This window comes from Saccharothrix algeriensis, from assembly GCF_016907655.1.
In the GTDB taxonomy this organism is placed as follows: Bacteria; Actinomycetota; Actinomycetes; order Mycobacteriales; family Pseudonocardiaceae; genus Actinosynnema; species Actinosynnema algeriense.
The window spans coordinates 3907552-3923886 of the sequence record NZ_JAFBCL010000001.1 but is presented as its reverse complement, the minus strand read 5'-3'; the positions used below and the strand labels follow the sequence as shown (position 1 = coordinate 3923886).

Annotated in this window: 14 protein-coding genes; 4 read left to right on the top strand and 10 right to left on the bottom strand. The window is 73.9% G+C overall.

Going from position 1 to position 16335, the window contains the following annotated elements; translation table 11 throughout:
* Positions 1-31: 31 nt before the first annotated feature.
* Together JOE68_RS18070 and JOE68_RS18065 are read left to right on the top strand one after the other, a co-directional pair.
* Positions 32-1231 (top strand): PspC domain-containing protein, encoded by a 1200-nt coding sequence (locus JOE68_RS18070; RefSeq protein ID WP_307819728.1) that lies wholly within the window; start codon positions 32-34, stop codon positions 1229-1231.
* On the top strand, positions 1224-1427 hold the full coding sequence (locus JOE68_RS18065) for a hypothetical protein (protein WP_204843492.1): 204 nt from the start codon (positions 1224-1226) through the stop codon (positions 1425-1427). The genes JOE68_RS18070 and JOE68_RS18065 overlap by 8 nt, the downstream gene beginning before the upstream one ends.
* Positions 1428-1553: 126 nt before the next feature.
* Here the strand turns inward: JOE68_RS18065 and guaA are convergent, their stop codons facing one another.
* Positions 1554-3122: a glutamine-hydrolyzing GMP synthase gene (gene guaA / locus JOE68_RS18060; protein ID WP_204843491.1), complete on the bottom strand. Its 1569-nt coding sequence runs from the start codon at positions 3120-3122 to the stop codon at positions 1554-1556.
* 47 nt (positions 3123-3169) lie between these two features.
* Here guaA and JOE68_RS18055 point away from each other — a divergent pair, with 47 nt between their 5' ends.
* Entirely contained in the window at positions 3170-4615 is a 1446-nt protein-coding gene (locus tag JOE68_RS18055; protein WP_204843490.1) for an aldehyde dehydrogenase family protein, read from the top strand.
* A gap of 92 nt (positions 4616-4707) precedes the next feature.
* On the opposite strand, the gene JOE68_RS18050 is transcribed toward JOE68_RS18055, so the two are convergent.
* The 5 genes from JOE68_RS18050 to guaB form a co-directional block, all read right to left on the bottom strand.
* On the bottom strand, positions 4708-5994 hold the full coding sequence (locus tag JOE68_RS18050) for an FAD-dependent monooxygenase (RefSeq protein ID WP_307819727.1): 1287 nt from the start codon (positions 5992-5994) through the stop codon (positions 4708-4710).
* Positions 5991-6950, bottom strand: coding sequence for an MBL fold metallo-hydrolase (locus tag JOE68_RS18045; protein ID WP_204843489.1), 960 nt, complete (start codon positions 6948-6950; stop codon positions 5991-5993). The genes JOE68_RS18050 and JOE68_RS18045 overlap by 4 nt, the downstream gene beginning before the upstream one ends.
* Before the next feature lie 714 nt (positions 6951-7664).
* Positions 7665-9425 (bottom strand): GMC family oxidoreductase, encoded by a 1761-nt coding sequence (locus tag JOE68_RS18040; protein ID WP_204843488.1) that lies wholly within the window; start codon positions 9423-9425, stop codon positions 7665-7667.
* 129 nt (positions 9426-9554) lie between these two features.
* Complete coding sequence (locus JOE68_RS18035) at positions 9555-10688, bottom strand: GuaB3 family IMP dehydrogenase-related protein (RefSeq protein WP_204843487.1); 1134 nt, start codon at positions 10686-10688, stop codon at positions 9555-9557.
* A 45-nt stretch (positions 10689-10733) separates the two neighbouring features.
* A complete protein-coding gene (gene guaB / locus JOE68_RS18030) occupies positions 10734-12245 on the bottom strand; it encodes an IMP dehydrogenase (protein WP_204843486.1) in 1512 nt (503 codons plus the stop codon).
* A 70-nt stretch (positions 12246-12315) separates the two neighbouring features.
* On the opposite strand from guaB, the gene JOE68_RS18025 reads away from it, so the two are divergent.
* Positions 12316-12765, top strand: coding sequence for a DUF5319 domain-containing protein (locus JOE68_RS18025; RefSeq protein ID WP_204843485.1), 450 nt, complete (start codon positions 12316-12318; stop codon positions 12763-12765).
* A 192-nt stretch (positions 12766-12957) separates the two neighbouring features.
* On the opposite strand, the gene JOE68_RS18020 is transcribed toward JOE68_RS18025, so the two are convergent.
* From JOE68_RS18020 to JOE68_RS18005, 4 genes are all read right to left on the bottom strand, one after another.
* On the bottom strand, positions 12958-13839 hold the full coding sequence (locus JOE68_RS18020) for an anti-sigma-D factor RsdA (protein ID WP_307819726.1): 882 nt from the start codon (positions 13837-13839) through the stop codon (positions 12958-12960).
* Between the two features lie 36 nt (positions 13840-13875).
* Positions 13876-14448, bottom strand: coding sequence for a sigma-70 family RNA polymerase sigma factor (locus JOE68_RS18015; protein WP_204843483.1), 573 nt, complete (start codon positions 14446-14448; stop codon positions 13876-13878).
* A 239-nt stretch (positions 14449-14687) separates the two neighbouring features.
* Positions 14688-15284, bottom strand: a complete 597-nt coding sequence (locus JOE68_RS18010; protein ID WP_015805222.1) for a response regulator transcription factor — start codon at positions 15282-15284, stop codon at positions 14688-14690.
* Positions 15285-15364: 80 nt separating this feature from the next.
* Positions 15365-16276 (bottom strand): hypothetical protein, encoded by a 912-nt coding sequence (locus JOE68_RS18005; protein WP_204843482.1) that lies wholly within the window; start codon positions 16274-16276, stop codon positions 15365-15367.
* Between the last annotated feature and the right edge of the window lie 59 nt (positions 16277-16335).

Below are 16335 nucleotides of genomic sequence, written 5' to 3'. Positions count from 1 at the left end.
GGGGCGCGCCCCGGCGGCCATGCTCGACACCGTGAGCGGGAACCTGAGCGCAGCAGGCGTCGAGGAGACGCTGAAGGACTTCTGGGCCAGTCGGCCCCGGCGCCCGCACCAGGGGCGCAAGATCGCCGGTGTCGCCGCGGGGCTCGCGGAGCGGTACCGGGTCGACCCCGTGGTCGTCCGGGTGGCGTTCGTGGCCATGGCGCTGTGCAACGGCGCGGGGGTCCTGATCTACCTGCTGGGCTGGCTGTGGCTGGCGCAGGAGGGCGACGAGGTCTCCGCCGCCGAGTCCCTGATCGGGCGGGGCCGCAGCTCGACCCCGGTGGCGCTGACCGTCGTGCTGGGCCTCGCGGTGCTGCCCGCGACCGGCTTCTTCGTCGACGGCGGGTTCACCATGGTGGGTGGCGTGCTGCTGTCCGTCGGCGCGGTCTACCTGCTGCACCGCAGCCGGGGCTCGCTCAACCGTCCGCCCGTCGCACCCGAGGTGAGCCCCGTGCACACGACCGGATCCCCGACCACCCGCGAGACGCCGCCGGCGTGGGACCCGCTGGGCGCCGCGCCGTTCGCCTGGGACCTGCCCGCGCCCGCGCCGGTCCCGGCGCCGGTCGGGCCACCGCGCCCGCCCCGGCGGCGCTCGCGGGTCGGCGGGGTGGCGTTCGGGCTCGCGCTGGTGGTCCTGGCGGGGTCGCTGGTGGCCTCGTCCTACAGCGCCTGGTTCACCGCGCCGCACGTGATCGGCCTCGTGGTGGCCACCCTGGCCGCCGGCCTGCTGGTCGGGGCCGTGCGGGGCGGGGGCCGGGGCCTGATCCCCCTGGTGGTGCCGCTGAGCGTGGTCGGGGTGGCGATGACCGCCGCGGACTTCGGCTCGTTCGACGGCTCGGACCACGTCGGCGACGTGACGGCGCGGCCGACCGCGGCCGAGCAGGTGCTGGACCGCTACGACACCAACGCGGGCGAGGTGGACCTGGACCTGACCGGCCTGCCCGCCGCGGGCGAGGTGCGGACGGAGGTGGAGGTCGGCGTGGGCTCCATCCGGGTGCGGGTGCCCGCGGGCGCCGACGTGGTGGCGACCTGCCACACCGGGATCGGCTCGCTGGAGTGCCTCGGCACCGAGCTCGACGGGCGGGACCGGACCGCGGAAGTGACGGACAGGGGCGCGGACGGACCGGGCGGCCTGGAGCTCGGGCTGGACATCCGCGCGGGAGTCGGGAAGGTGGTGCTGGTCCGTGGCTGACCGGGATTCGATCGAGAAGCGCGGGATCGACGTGGTGGGGCTGGTGTTCGGGGCGGCCGCCCTGGTCGCCGCCGCCTACATGCTGTCCGACGGGGCGTCGTGGCCGGCCTTCCTGGACGTGCGGTGGGCCCTGGCCGGGGGCGCGATGGTGATCGGCCTGGGGCTCCTGGTCGGGTCGGCGCGCCGGCGCGACTAGCGGGCAAGGGGGCCCGCGCCGCTCGGGGGAGCGGGCGCGGGTGGCGTGACCGGGGAACGAGAGAGGGGCCGCTCCCGCTGCCGCGGGGGTGGCCCCTCTCCGCTCGTCCGGGTCCCCCCGGCCGGCTCACTCCCACTCGATGGTGCCCGGCGGCTTGCTCGTCACGTCCAGCACCACGCGGTTGACCTCCGCCACCTCGTTGGTGATGCGGGTGGAGATGCGCTCCAGCACCTCGTAGGGCAGGCGGGTCCAGTCGGCGGTCATCGCGTCCTCGCTGGAGACCGGGCGCAGGACCACCGGGTGGCCGTAGGTGCGGCCGTCGCCCTGCACGCCGACGCTGCGGACGTCGGCCAGCAGCACCACCGGGCACTGCCAGATCGTGCGGTCCAGGCCGGCGCTGGTCAGCTCCTCGCGGGCGATCGCGTCGGCCTTGCGCAGCACCTCCAGGCGCTCCGCGGTCACCTCGCCGATGATCCGGATGCCCAGGCCGGGCCCGGGGAACGGCTGGCGCTGCACGATGGTCTCCGGCAGGCCCAGCTCGGCGCCCACCCGCCGGACCTCGTCCTTGAACAGCGCGCGCAGCGGCTCCACCAGGGTGAACTGGAGGTCGTCGGGCAGGCCGCCGACGTTGTGGTGGCTCTTGATGTTCGCGGTGCCCGCGCCGCCGCCGGACTCGACCACGTCCGGGTAGAGGGTGCCCTGCACCAGGAACCGGTAGTCGCCCTCGGCCTTCAGGTCGCGCTCGGCCTGCTCGAAGACGCGGATGAACTCGCGGCCGATGATCTTGCGCTTCTCCTCCGGGTCCGTGACGCCGGCCAGCGCCGCCAGGAACCGGTCGCGGGCGTCGACGGTCACGAGCTTGACGCCGGTCGCGGCCACGAAGTCGCGCTCCACCTGCGCGCGCTCCCCGGCCCGCAGCAGGCCGTGGTCGACGAAGACGCAGGTCAGCCGGTCCCCGATGGCCCGCTGGACCAGGGCGGCGGCCACCGCCGAGTCGACGCCGCCGGACAGGCCGCAGATGGCCTTGCCGTCGCCGACCTGCGCGCGGACGCGGGCGACCTGCTCGTCCACGATGGACGACGTCGTCCACTGCGGGCGGATGCCGGCGATCTCGTGCAGGAAGCGGCGCAGCACCTCCTGGCCGTGCGGCGAGTGCCCCACCTCCGGGTGGTACTGGACGCCCGCGAACCGGCGCCCCGGGTCCTCGAACGCGGCCACCGGCGCGCCGTCGCTGGACGCGGTCACCGTGAAGCCCTCGGGCGCGGCGGTGACCGCGTCGCCGTGGCTCATCCACACCGGGTGGGTGCCGGGCAGCTCCTCGTGCAGCAGGCCGCCGCTGCTGGTCACGCCCAGGTCGGTGCGCCCGTACTCGCGGGTCCCGGTGCGCTCGACGGTGCCGCCGAGGGCGCCCGCCATCGCCTGGAAGCCGTAGCAGATGCCGAACACCGGCACGCCGACGTCGAACAGCTTCGGGTCGACCTGCGGCGCGCCCGGCTCGTAGACGCTGGCCGGGCCGCCGGAGAGCACGATCGCCGCCGGGTCCTTCTCCAGCAGCTCCGCCACGCTCGCGGTGTGCGGCACGACCTCGGAGTACACCTGCGCTTCCCGCACGCGGCGGGCGATCAGCTGCGCGTACTGCGCGCCGAAGTCGATGACCAGGACGGGGCGGTTGCTGCTGTCGGACACGGTGGACATGGTCTCAGACCTGCGCCGGGTGCGAGGAACGGCCTAGGTTGTGGCCCATGGACGCGATTACCCCGCAGCCGCGGCCCTGCTGGATCGCCGGTCACCCGGAGCAGGGCGCGCAGGCCACCGCCGTCTACCACCCGTTCGACGGCACGGAGGTGGCCTCGGTCGCCGTACCGGGCCCCGACCAGGTGGAACGCGCCGTGGCCGCGGCCGCCGCGGTGGCGGGCGAGTTCCGCCGCACGCCCGCGCACGTCCGGGCGGAGGCGCTGCTGCGGGTGTCGCGGGCGCTCGCGGAGCGCGCCGAGGAGATCGCCGAGACCATCACCGCCGAGAACGGCAAACCGCTCAAGTGGGCGAACGTCGAGGTCACCCGGGCGGTGAACACCTTCCGGTTCGCGGGCGAGGAGGCCCGGCGGTTCACCGGCGACCTGCAGCGGCTGGACACCGACACCGGCGGCGAGGGGCGGCTCGCGGTGGTGCGCCGGGTGCCGCGCGGGCCGGTGCTGGCCGTCGCGCCGTTCAACTTCCCGCTCAACCTGGTGGCGCACAAGGTCGCCCCGGCGCTCGCGGTCGGCGCGCCGGTCGTCGTGAAGCCCGCGTCGGCCACGCCGCTGTCCGCCCTGCTGCTGGGCGAGCTGCTGGCCGAGGCGGGCCTGCCGGAGGGCGCGTTCTCCGTGCTGCCGGTGCGCGGCTCGGACATGGGGTCGCTGGTCACCGACGAGCGGCTGCCGGTGATCTCGTTCACCGGGTCCACGGCGGTGGGCTGGTCGCTGGCGGACTCGGCGCCGCGCAAGCACGTGGTGATGGAACTGGGGTCCAACAGCGCGGCGATCGTCTGCGCGGACTGGCCCGACCTGGACCTGGCGGCGGCGCGGATCGCGACGTTCGGCAACTACCAGGCCGGGCAGTCGTGCATCGCGGTGCAGCGGGTCCTGGTGCACCGGGACGTGGCGGACGAGTTCGTGCCCAGGCTGGTGGCGGCGGTGCGGGCGCTGCGGACCGGCGACCCGCACGACCCCGAGGTGGAGGTCGGGCCGCTGATCGACGAGGACAACGCGCGGCGCGTCGAGGAGTGGGTCGCCGAGGCCGTGGCCGCCGGCGCGACCCTGCACGTCGGCGGCGGGCGGTCCGGGACGTCGGTGGAGCCCACCGTCGTGCAGGACGTGCCCGCGTCGGCCCGGCTGTGGCACCAGGAGGTGTTCGGGCCGGTGCTGGCGGTGTCCGTGGTGGACTCGGTGGACGAGGCGTTCGAGCAGGCCAACGCCACCGAGTACGGGCTGCAGGCCGGGGTGTTCACGCGGGACGTGGCGGTGGCGTTCCGGGCGGCGGCCGAGCTGGAGGTCGGCGGCGTCATCATCGGCGACGTGCCCTCCTACCGGGCCGACCAGATGCCGTACGGCGGGGTGAAGGGGTCCGGGACGGGGCGCGAGGGCGTGCGGTCGGCGATGGAGGACTTCACCGAGCAGCGGACGATGGTGCTGACCGGCATCGCCCTCTGACGACGGGCTCGGCGGCGTGGGGGGCAGACCGGCGCCGCGGCCCGGTCCAAGCGGCCCGGTCGGGCTGTGGTCCGATCGGGCCGCGGCCCGGTTCAGGCGTCGGTGAAGCCCTTGGCGCGGCGCAGTGCCGCGCCCGGGTCCGCGCCGACGGCGGCGAGGTGACCGTCCGGGCGGACGAGGGCCCCGTCCTCCACCGTGAAGCCGGGGCCGAACCGCCCGCTGTCGCGCGCCATCGCGCCCGTGCAGCCGGGGCTGGTCAGCGGGGAGTCGCGGTAGGCGAACGGCTCGAACAGCCGGCCCGAGTCGATCAGCCCGGCGTCCCCGCCCTCCAGCACCGCGCGGCGGTGCGCCCGCTCCGCGGCCGTGCGGGGCACGAGGAAGCGCATGGTCTCGCCGGTGACCCGCAGGTTCTCGTCGGCCGCCGCGCCGCGCTCCAGCTCGTACGACGGCAGCAGCGCCGGCCCGGCCTCGCCCGCCCGGTCCAGCACGACCTTCCACACCGCGTTGTCGGCGTCGCAGATGCCGGAGTTCAGGCCGCGCGCGCCGAACGGGCTCATCACGTGCGCGGAGTCGCCGACCAGCAGCACGCGCCCGTCCCGCAACCGCGTGGCGCGGCGCTGGTGGAAGCGGTAGGTGGACTGCCAGAGCACCTCGTACGGGCGGGAGCCGGTGATCCGCCGGATGTGCTCGTCGGTCAGCCGGAAGCCCTCCGGGACCTGCCAGTCGATCCGGTGCACGCCGCCGGGCTGCGGGTGCAGCAGGACCTGGCGGCCGGGGTTCCAGGCGGGGTCGAAGTGGAACAGCCGCTCGGGCTCCCGGTGGCCCAGGTCGACCCGGATGTCCGCGATGACGAACAGGTCCTCGTACGAGTGACCCGGGAAGCCGATGCCGAGCAGGTCGCGGACCGTCGACTTGACGCCGTCCGCCGCCAGGCAGTGCGAGCCCTCGTACGCGCCGCCCTCCGTCGTGACGCGGACGGTCGCGCCCTGCCGCAGGCCGACGACCCGCTCCCCGTAGCGGAGGTCGACCAGCGGTTCGGCGCGGACGCGGGCCTCCAGGACGCGCTCGACCTCGGTCTGCGGGGTGTTGACGAACGGCGGGAACCCCCGCCGCCGCGGCAGCTCCACCGTCAGCACCTCCCGGCCGCGGACGAACGTGCGGGCCCGGTACCAGGTCACGCCCGCGTCGACCACGGCCCGCCCCGCGCCGACGCGCTCCAGGACCTGCAGCACGTCGTGCTGCACGCAGATCGACCGGCTGCCCGCGGCGACCCGCTCCCCGGCCGCCTCCAGGACCACGCTCGGCACGCCCGCGCGGGCCAGCAGCAGCGCGGCCGTCATCCCGACCGGTCCGCCGCCGACCACGAGCACGGGGATCACCGCAGCGACTCCCACACCTCGCGGTCCCGCTCGGCGGTCCAGATCCGCGGCCACCCCACGCCCTCGCACTCGTCCCAGTACCGCTGCACGTCGAACGGCAGGCAGTGCTCGAAGATCGGCCACCGGCCGTAGCGCGGGGCGAGCGCCCGGTGCGCGGCGGCGAACGCCTCGGCCACCGTGCCCCCGCCGACGTGCACGGACCCCACGGTGCGCCGCAGCTCGTCCAGGAAGTTCCGCGACTGGGCGATCGCCGCGTCGACCTCGCCCCGGTCCCGGGCCACCGCCCCGCGCCCGCCCACCAGCACCTCCGCGCCCAGCGCGGCGACCGCGTCCAGGGTGGACGTCGCCCACTCGTCGTGGAACGCGTCACCGGTGTACAGCGCGGCCTGCGACTCGACCAGGTCACCCGCGAACAGGATCCGCTGGTGCGGCAGCCACGCCACGATGTCACCGGCGGTGTGCCCGCGCCCGCAGTAGCGCAGTTCGAGGTCGCCCCGGTCACCGCCGAGCGGGATGGTGAGCCGGTCGGAGAAGGTGAGCGTCGGCCACGTCAGGCCGGGGATCGAGGAGGGCTCCTCGAACAGGCGCGGCATCCGAGCGTGCTCACTGGCCCAGTCCTGCTCGCCGCGCTCGGCGATGAGCACCTTGGTCTGCTCGTGCGCGATGACCTCCTCCGCGCCGAACGCACTGGCCCCCAACGTCCGCACCGCGTGGTAGTGGCTCAGCACCAGGTACCGGACGGGTTTGCGGGTGCGCTCGCGCAACACCCCCAACCAGCGCCGGGCGGCGACCGGGGTGGCCCTGGCCTCGAAGCAGACGAGGAAGTCCTCCCCCTCCACCGCGCCCACGTTCGGATCACCTTCGGCGGTGAACGCGTAGACGCCCTCCGCCAACTCGACGAACACCTCGTCCTTGGGTGCGAGGTCGGCACTGGACGCAAACGGCTTCGCTGCCACACCCCCACCATAGGACCGCCGGCACAACCGCACACCGTCAACTTTTACCCGTTGTCACCCACTCATACCAATAGCCCACATGCACCACCCTCACCACTCATCTCCGGCGCACGCCCTCAGCTTTTGGGTTTTCGGCACGCCCCGTGCAGCCCGATGCCCTCGTGTTCTCCCCGTATGGCCTGCCCGGAGGGCTACCATGCTTTCTTGGGGGGTGCAAGCACGCTTTTCGCTTGCACCCCCCAAGAAAGCATGGTCGTCTTTGACAGGCCATGCGGGGAGAACACGACCGCTCTTGCTCTTCCTCCTCCTTGGCGGCCTGCCTGTCCGGCGAGGACTCTTTTAATCCCTTCAGCCTCATGCTCTACCGCACCAATCAGATCCGTACCGCACCGATTCTCACCCAGATCGGTGCGCAACACAGGTAAGAAGAGCGGCCGAGAGGCCCCCAAGGAGGAGGAAAAGAAAGAGCGGTCGTGTTCCCCTCCCCGCACGGCCTGCCGAAGGCAATCAGATTCGCTCGGGGGTGTCAAGCGGTAAAGCGTGCTTGACACCCCCGAGCGAATCTGATCGGGCTGCGCCCAGGCCGTACGGGGAGGAGAACACGAAGCGACCGGTGTGTGCACGAGGTGCGGCGCCGCTTCGTGAGAAGCGCAGTACGCGGCCGAATAGCCGGCTCGGCACAAGGCGCAAAAGCATTTCGGGCGCGCACGACCATCAAGGGCAGCGCGTCGTGCCCGCCGCTCCGCCGGCCCCGCCCCGCGCGCCCCGCACCTCCACGACCGGCAGGCGCAGCGCGCCCGGGGCGGACGCCGGCACGACCGGTTTCACCGGGTGCACCGCCGGGAGCCGCCGGTACCCCTCCCCCTGAGCCGGCCGCTGGTCCGCCTCCCCCTTGTTCGGCCACAGCGAGAACGCCCGCTCCGCCTGCGCCGCGATGGTCAGCGAGGGGTTCACGCCCGGGTTCGCCGAGATCGCCGACCCGTCCACCACCGACAGCCCGGGGTACCCGTGGACCCGGTGGTACGGGTCGATCACACCCGTGGCGGCGTCCGAGCCGATCACGCACCCGCCGATGAAGTGCGCGGTGAGCGGGATGTCGAACAGCTCGCCCCACGTGCCGCCCGCGACGCCGCCGATGTGCTCGGCCGCCAGCCGGTTGGCCTCGTGGCCCGCCGGGATGAACGCCGGGTTCGGTTCGCCGTGCCCCTGCTTCGAGGCCAGCCTGCGGCCGAACAGCCCCTTCCGGCTGTACGTGGTGATCGAGTTGTCCAGGCTCTGCATCACCAGCAGGATCACCGTCCGCTCGCTCCAGCGGCGCACCGACAGCAGCCGCGCGAAGCGCACCGGGTGCAGCACCGCCTGCACGAGGAACTGCAGCAGGCGGGGCGTGCTCTTCGCGCCGTCCGTGGCCAGCGTCTGGAGCAGGCCCATGGCGTTGCTGCCCCGGCCGTAGCGGACCGGCTCGATGTGGGTGCGCTCGTCGGGGTGGATGGACGACGTGATGGCCACGCCCCGGCTGAAGTCGCGGCTCGCGTCGACCTCGGGGCGGCTCGCGCCGATGATCGACTCCGAGTTGGTCCTCGTCAGCTCGCCGAGCCGCGCCGACAGCCGGGGCAGCACCCCCTCGGCCTTCATCCGGTGCAGCAGTTGCTGCGTGCCCCAGGTGCCCGCCGCCAGCACGACCTGGCCGGCGGTGATCGTGCGGCGGCCCCCGCGCGGCCTGCCGCCGGTGCGGCGGGTGTCGACCGACCAGGCGCCGCCCGCCTCCTGCCGGAGGGCGGTGACCGTGGTGAGCGGCAGGACTTCCGCGCCGTTGCGCTCGGCGAGGTGCAGGTAGTTCTTCACCAAGGTGTTCTTCGCGCCCACGCGGCAGCCCGTCATGCACCCGCCGCACTCCACGCACCCCGTGCGGCTCGGGCCGACGCCGCCGAAGTACGGGTCCTCGGCGCTCCGGCCCGGTTCGCCGAAGTACACGCCGACCGGTGTCGGGTGGAAGCTGTCGGCCACGCCCATGTCCTCGGCGACCCGCCGCATGACCTCGTCGGACGGCGTGGTGGTCGGGTTCTCCACCACGCCCAGCATCCGCGCGGCCTGGTCGTGGAACGGGGCCAGCTCGCCCTCCCAGTCGGTGATGTGCGCCCACTGGCGGTCGTCGTAGAACGGCTTGAGCGGCCGGTAGAGGGTGTTCGCGTACACCAGCGACCCGCCGCCGACACCGGCGCCGGCCAGGACCACGACGTCGCGCAGGGCGTGGATGCGCTGGATGCCGTAGCAGCCCAGGGCCGGCGCCCACAGGTAGCGGCGCAGGTCCCAGGACGTCCGGGCGAACTCGTGGTCGGCGAACCGCCGGCCCGCCTCGATCACCGCGACGCGGTAGCCCTTCTCGGTGAGGCGGAGGGCCGCGACGCTGCCGCCGAAGCCCGACCCCACGACGACGACGTCGTAATCGGTCCCGTCACCGGCGAGTCCACCCATGCGTGCGACAGTAGGGGTGACTTCGAGTAACAGCCAGTCCTCATCGGTCCGGACCCGCGCGCGGAGGAGCCCCCACCGGGGCCGGGGCCGCGGTGGGGGCTCCTCGGAGGCGCGGGCCCCGCGGCCGGGTCAGCCCCGGACGGTCAGGCCGACCTTCTGGAACTCCTTGATGTCCGAGTAGCCGGTCTTGGCCATCGCCCGGCGCAGCGCGCCGAACAGGTTGGTCACGCCGCGCGGGTCGACCGACGGCCCGAACAGCAGGCTGCGCAGGTCCATCACCTGGTCCACCCCGGTCGACACGTGGCTGCGCGGCACCGACGGGTGCGCCGACGACGCCGTCCAGTACAGCCCCTGGCCGGGCGCCTCGGCCGCCGCCGCGAGCGGTTCGCCCAGCATCACCGCGTCCGCGCCGCAGGCGATCGACTTGGCCACGTCGCCGCTGGTCAGCACGCCGCCGTCGGCGATGACGTGCACGTACCGGCCACCGGTCTCGTCCAGGTAGTCGCGCCGGGCCGCCGCCGCGTCCGCGATCGCCGTCGCCATCGGCACGCCGATGCCCAGCACCGAGTCCGTGGTCGTGACGCCCGGCGTGTAGCCGTAGCCGACGATCACGCCCGCCGCGCCGGTGCGCATCAGGTGCATGGCCGTCCGGTAGTCGCCGACGCCGCCCGCGATGACCGGGATGTCCAGGTCGGCGATGAACGACTTGAGGTTCAGCGGCTCGCCGTCGCGCGAGACGTGCTCGGCGGAGATGATCGTGCCCTGCACGACCAGCACCTCCACGCCCGCCGCGAGCAGGTCCGGCGTCAACTCGGCGGCCCGCTGCGGGCTCACCCGCACCGCCACCGTCACGCCCGACTCGCGCACCTGCTTGATCGCCTCGGCGATCAGGTCCAGCCGGACCGGCGCGGCGTGCAGCTCCTGGAGCACCTTCACCGGCGCGGCCGGGTCGTCGGTGTCCTCCACCGACTGCACCAGCCGGAACAGGGCGTCGTCCACGTCGGTGTGGCGCGCCCACAGGCCCTCGGCGTTGAGCACGCCCAGACCGCCCAGCTCGCCGATCGCCACCGCCGTGCCCGGCGACACGATCGCGTCGGTCGGGTGGGTGATCAGCGGGATCTCGAACCGGTAGGCGTCGATCTGCCACGCCGTCGAGACGTCCTTGGACGAGCGGGTCCTGCGGGAGGGGATGATCTCCACGTCGTCCAGCTCGTAGGCCCGCCTCGCGGTCCGGCCCATGCCGATCTCGACCAGATCGCGCACCTTTGTCGTCCTCTCGTGGAGCTAGCGGAACCAGAGGACCCTAGCTCAGCGGGTCGTGTAGTTCGGCGCTTCTACCGTCATCGTGATGTCGTGCGGGTGACTTTCCTTCAGCCCCGCCGCCGTGATCCGCACCAGCTGCTTGCGCTGCAGGTCGGCGATCGACCGGGAGCCGGTGTAGCCCATGGCCGCCCGCAGGCCGCCGACCAGCTGGTGCACCACCGACGACAGCGGGCCCCGGAACGGCGTGCGGCCCTCGATGCCCTCCGGCACCAGCTTGTCCTCCGACAGCACGTCGTCCTGGAAGTAGCGGTCCTTGGAGTAGGACTTGGTGTCGCCGCGGCCCTGCATCGCGCCCAGCGAGCCCATCCCGCGGTAGGTCTTGAACTGCTTGCCGTTGACCAGCACCAGCTCGCCCGGCGCCTCGGCGGTGCCCGCGAGCAGGCTGCCCAGCATGACCGCGCTGGCGCCGGCGGCGATGGCCTTGGCGATGTCGCCGGAGTACTGGATGCCGCCGTCGCCGATCACCGGGACGCCCGCCGGCGCGCACGCCAGGCTCGCCTCGTAGATCGCCGAGATCTGCGGCACGCCCACGCCCGCGACGACCCGCGTGGTGCAGATCGAGCCGGGGCCCACGCCCACCTTCACGCCGTCCGCGCCCGCGTCCACCAGCGCCTGCGCGCCCGCGCGGGTCGCCACGTTGCCGCCCACGACGTCGACGGCGTCGCCCAGCTCCTTCTTCACGCGGGCGACCATCTCCAGCACGTTGCGCTGGTGGCCGTGCGCGGTGTCGACCATGATCACGTCGATGCCCGCGTCGGCCAGCGTCATCGCCCGGGTGAAGCTGTCCTCGCCGACGCCGATCGCGGCGGCGCACAGCAGGCGGCCGTCGGGGTCCTTGGAGGCGTTCGGGTACTGCTCGGTCTTGACGAAGTCCTTGACGGTGATCAGGCCGCGCAGCCTGCCGTCGCCGTCCACGATGGGCAGCTTCTCGACCTTGTGCCGGCGCAGCAGGCCCAGCGCGGCCTCCGCCGAGACGCCGACCTGCGCGGTGACCAGCGGCCCCCGGGTCATGACCTCGCTGACCTTGCGGGTGTGGTCCACCTCGAACCGCATGTCCCGGTTGGTGATGATGCCCACCAGCTTGCCGGCGGCGTCGGTGACCGGGACGCCGGAGATGCGGTAGCGGGCGCACAGGTCGTCCACGTGCTTGATCGTGTCGTCCGGGGTGCACGTCACCGGGTCGCTGACCATGCCCGCCTCGGAGCGCTTCACCGTCTCGGCCTGGCGCGCCTGCTCCTCGACGGACAGGTTGCGGTGCAGCACGCCGATGCCGCCCTGGCGGGCCATCGAGATGGCCATCCGGCCCTCGGTCACGGTGTCCATCGCGGCGGAGGCCAGCGGCACGCGGACGGTGGTGTTGCGGGAGATCCTCGTGCTGGTGTCCACGCCGCTCGGGACGACCTCGGACTCAGCGGGCAGCAGCAGTACGTCGTCGAAGGTCAGTCCCAGCATGGCGAACTTGGGCGGGACTCCGTCAGCGTTGAGCTCGCTGGTCATGGCGGCTGGCTTGCCTTCCGTCGTGCGGCGATCCCGCCGCGCGGCGGAAGGGGGTTTTCCGCAGGCGGCGATGGGTTCAGCCCATGGTATCTGGACGTGGTCGGGGGTCGGCCCGGTACCGTGCGTGGTCGTGCCGCACGACGCGTTGCCACCAGACCCGTTCGCGGGCGACCCGGAGGACCCCGCGCGGGCCCTCGGCCCGCCGGACGACGACCACGACCACCCGCCGATGGACGACGTCGAGCGGACCGAGCTGATCGGCGACCTGAGCGACCTCGCCGTGTACCAGGCGCTGCTGGAACCCCGCGGTGTCCGGGGGATCGTGGTGGACTGCGGCGAGTGCCAGGAGCCGCACTACCACGACTGGGCACTGCTGCGGTCGAGCCTGGAGCAGCTGCTGTCGGACGGCCGGATGAGGCCGCACGAGCCCGCCTACGACCCGGACCCGGTCGCGTACGTGAGCTGGGAGTACTGCCGCGGCTACGCCGACGGCGTCACCGCCACGGAGAACGCGCGCTAGCCGGTCCGGCGGGGGCTGTGACGAACCCCTCGGCCCCGGCGTGACCGATCCCACGGCCCCGGCCCGGCGCGCCCGGTCAGCGCACCGCCCCGGGCCCGCGCACGGGCGCCCCGGACCCGCACGGCGCCCGGCCCCCCGTCGCAGCGCGCTGCCCGCCCCCCGTGGCGAGGAGCGGGCAGCGGGCGGTGGCTCTCAGTTGGCGGACGGCTCGGCGTTCGTGCCGTCGTTCGGGCTCGGCTGCTCGCCGCGCGTCTCACCGGCGGGCGGTTCGCCGCTCGGCTGCACCGGCGGCACGGCGGTGCCGCCCGTGGTCGGGACCGTCGCCACCGTCGTCGTGGTCGGCGCGGCGGTCGTCCTCGGCGCCGTGGTGGTCGGGGGCGCGGTCGTCGCCCGCGGCGCGGTCGTCGTCGGCAGCAGGAGCGGCGACGAGGACGGCGTGTGGCTGGACGGCGTGTTCGACGACGGCGGCGGCGTGGTGCTGGTCAGCTCGCGCACCAGCCACTCGTGCTCCTGCCGCAGGTCGTCCTTGCCGTCGTCGGCCGAGATGGCGGGCAGCGCCTCGCCCGCCCGGTGCAGCAGGTCGCGGGCGTCGCCGTACCGGCCGTCGCGCAGCGCGGCGCGGGCGGTCTGCAGGTCGGTGCGGACCGTCACGGCGGCCTCGATCGACCGCGCGTGGTCGGAGTACAGGACCCTCGTCAGGCCCCACAGCGCGTCGCCCGGCCGGGCGTCGCGGGCGACCAGGCTGACCCCGGTGAACGCGATCGCCAGCACGGCGGCGGCGCTCGCGAGGGGGATCAGGAACCGGTGCCGGCGCGGCTGCGGGCGGGCCGCGGCGATCGTCGCCACGGCGGTGTCGGTGTCGACCAGCTCACCCATCGGGCGGCTGTCCACCTCGCGCCGCCAGGCGAGCAGCAGCGCGTTCAGCTCGTCGTCGACCAGGACGTCGTCGGTCCGGCCGCGCCCGCCGAGCGCGTCCAGCAGCGCGTCATCGGCCCGGATGCCCGCGAGGTCGTCGCCGGGCTCCACCGGGGGGTCGTCCGACGCGAGCGGGGTTCTCTCGTCTCGTCCGCGCACGACTTCTCCATCGCCCTTCCCGTGCTGGTCGGCCACTCAGACCACCTCCTCCGCTGCCAACGTCTTGCGGAGGCGGGCGAGGGCCCGGTGCTGCGCCACCCGCACCGCGCCCGGCGTGGAGCCGACCGCGTCGGCGGTCTCCTCGGCCGAGAGGCCGACGACCACCCGGAGCAGCAGGATCTCCCGCTGCTTCTCCGGCAGCACCTTCAGCAGCTGGGCCATCCGCCCGGACAGCTCGCCCTGCATCGCGCGCTGCTCGGGACCCGCCTCCGTCTCGGGGGCGTCCGGCACCTCCGGCACCGGTTCGGACCGGTTCCGGGCGGCTGAGCGATGGGCGTCGGCGACCTTGTGCGCTGCGATCCCGTAGACGAACGCCAAGAACGGCCGACCCTGGTCGCGATAGCTGGGCAGGGCCGTCAGCACCGCGAGACACACCTCCTGGGCCACGTCGTCCGCCGAAGCGAAAGATCTCTCCTGCCTTCCGACTCGGGCGCGGCAGTACCGCACCACCAAGGGACGAATGGATGCCAGCAGCCGCTCGATCGCGTGGCGGTCGCCCTCGACGGCCGCGCCCACTTCGGCGTCCAGTCCGTCCCCCAAGTTGGTCATCGCAGACAACAGCCCTGGTGTTACGAGTAGGCGTACCGACAACGACGGCACGAAACGACCGATGTCGCTCGTACCGGTGACACTTACCGTACCGGTCCGCGGCCCGGTCGCCGGCAAAAGGGGTCCAAAGACCCCCCGCGACGTGCCGACACGCCCAGGACAGCGAACCAGCCCGGCGACGGGTTCGTCACCGGGCTGACCGGGGGGAAGGAGTACCGGCCGGGTCCTCGCGACCGGCCCTACGACACGAGGCCGCGCCGGAAGCCGTGTGCCACGGCCTGGGCGCGGTCGCGCACGCCGAGCTTGCGGAACAGCCGGCGGGCGTGGGTCTTGACGGTGTCCTCGGACAGGTAGAGCTCGCGCCCGATCTGCCCGTTGCTCTTGCCCTGGCTCATCCCGCGCAGCACCTGGAGCTCCCGCTCGGTGAGCTGGACCCCCGGGTCCGACGGCTGGCGCGGCGCCGGCACCGAGGTGCTCGCCAGCGTGTGCGCGAGCGCGGCCACCAGCTCGGGGCGCGAGGCGTCCCAGCGGAGGTAGCCCCGGGCGCCGCCGGCGATCGCGGCGGCGATGCTGCCCGCGTCGTCCGGCGCCCCGAACACGATGACGTTTGCCTGCGGGTTCGCCGAGACGAGTCGCCGGGTCGCTTCGACCCCGGTCGGGACGGCGCGCTGGGTTCCCACCAGCACCACGTCGACCGGCTGCCTGGAGAAGCGAGCCAACAACTCGTCACCGTGCGCTACGCAGTCGATGCGGCTAACCCCTGGGACAGCCGACATCACGCGGGTGAGACCCTCCCGCACACTGCGCCGGTCGTCGCAAATAAGGACCGTGGTCACGGGGACTCCTTCCTGCAGCCGAGTGACGTTCCACTTCCCCTATCGGACGCTAGGGGCAGAACCTTGACACGATCCGGTGCTTAATCCGTCAAGAAGTTCGTCCGGGGGTCTGCGTTCGGGGGTTCCCCGGAACGGAGCAGCGCCGTCGGGATCCACGGGGAGTGGGCCGCGATTCGTCGGCTGATCGGATCAGCTCTGCGTAACGCGCAGCTCAGAGCGTTGGTGACGAGTTTCCCCAGTCTTCCGCTGTCCGCAGGATTGCGGTCTACGGGGCTGGTCAGGAGCACGAGAGCCGTCGGCCAGGACAACGAGACGAGCCCGTGGCGGTCAGTGTGATTTAGGTCACAGTCGAGCAGTCGAGCGCCCCGGCGGACGCTTTCGGGTGTCCCCCACACCACCAACGCGGTCCCCAGGACGAGCCGGGACTTGAGGACGTGCCGCACCGCGCCGGCGGCCCCGGCGAGCCGGACGGCCGACTCGGCCGGCCCCACCGCTCGCTCAGCGTGACCGCTCGCGAGTTCGACCTCGGCGGCCACCCAGTGCCGGCGGACGGCGGCGCGCCAGCCGCGCGGCTCGACCGCGGCCAGCAGCCGCCGGGCCACCGCCGGCCGCCCGAGGCCCACGGCGTCGGCGGCGAGGCCGAGCAGCGCGTCGGCCCTGGCGCCGGCCGCGTCGACGCCGTCGCGGTCGGTCGCCGCCCGCGGGTGGTCCGCGGGGGCCGTCGCGAGGGCCAGCGCGTCGAGCCGGCGGGCGGCGGCGTGGCCGCCGAGCTGGCGGCGGTGGGAGGCCAGGGTGGAGGCGGCCAGCGAGGCGATCACCCGGTCGCCGGACCGGACGAGCGCGTGCAGCGCCGTCGCGGCGGCGGCGTACCGGCCCTGGCCGCCCAGCACGACGGCGGCCAGCCAGCGCTCCCGCGGGTCGTCGGACGCCGCCGCCCGCCACACGTCCGCCCCGGGGTCGTCGCCGAACGCCGCGGCGCGCAGTGGGTCCACCCGGCCATTGTCCGCCCGGCCGCCGGGGCCCGGCCCGGTCACCCGCGGCGGGACCGCGG

Bases quoted from the DNA above. Each gene is read 5' to 3' on its own strand.
- guaA (WP_204843491.1), bottom strand. From the start codon at position 3,122: ATGTCCACCGTGTCCGACAGCAGCAACCGCCCCGTCCTGGTCATCGAC.
- JOE68_RS18055 (WP_204843490.1), top strand. From the start codon at position 3,170: ATGGACGCGATTACCCCGCAGCCGCGGCCCTGCTGGATCGCCGGTCAC.
- JOE68_RS18040 (WP_204843488.1), bottom strand. From the start codon at position 9,425: ATGGGTGGACTCGCCGGTGACGGGACCGATTACGACGTCGTCGTCGTG.
- guaB (WP_204843486.1), bottom strand. From the start codon at position 12,245: ATGACCAGCGAGCTCAACGCTGACGGAGTCCCGCCCAAGTTCGCCATG.
- JOE68_RS18025 (WP_204843485.1), top strand. From the start codon at position 12,316: ATGGGTTCAGCCCATGGTATCTGGACGTGGTCGGGGGTCGGCCCGGTA.
- JOE68_RS18015 (WP_204843483.1), bottom strand. From the start codon at position 14,448: ATGACCAACTTGGGGGACGGACTGGACGCCGAAGTGGGCGCGGCCGTC.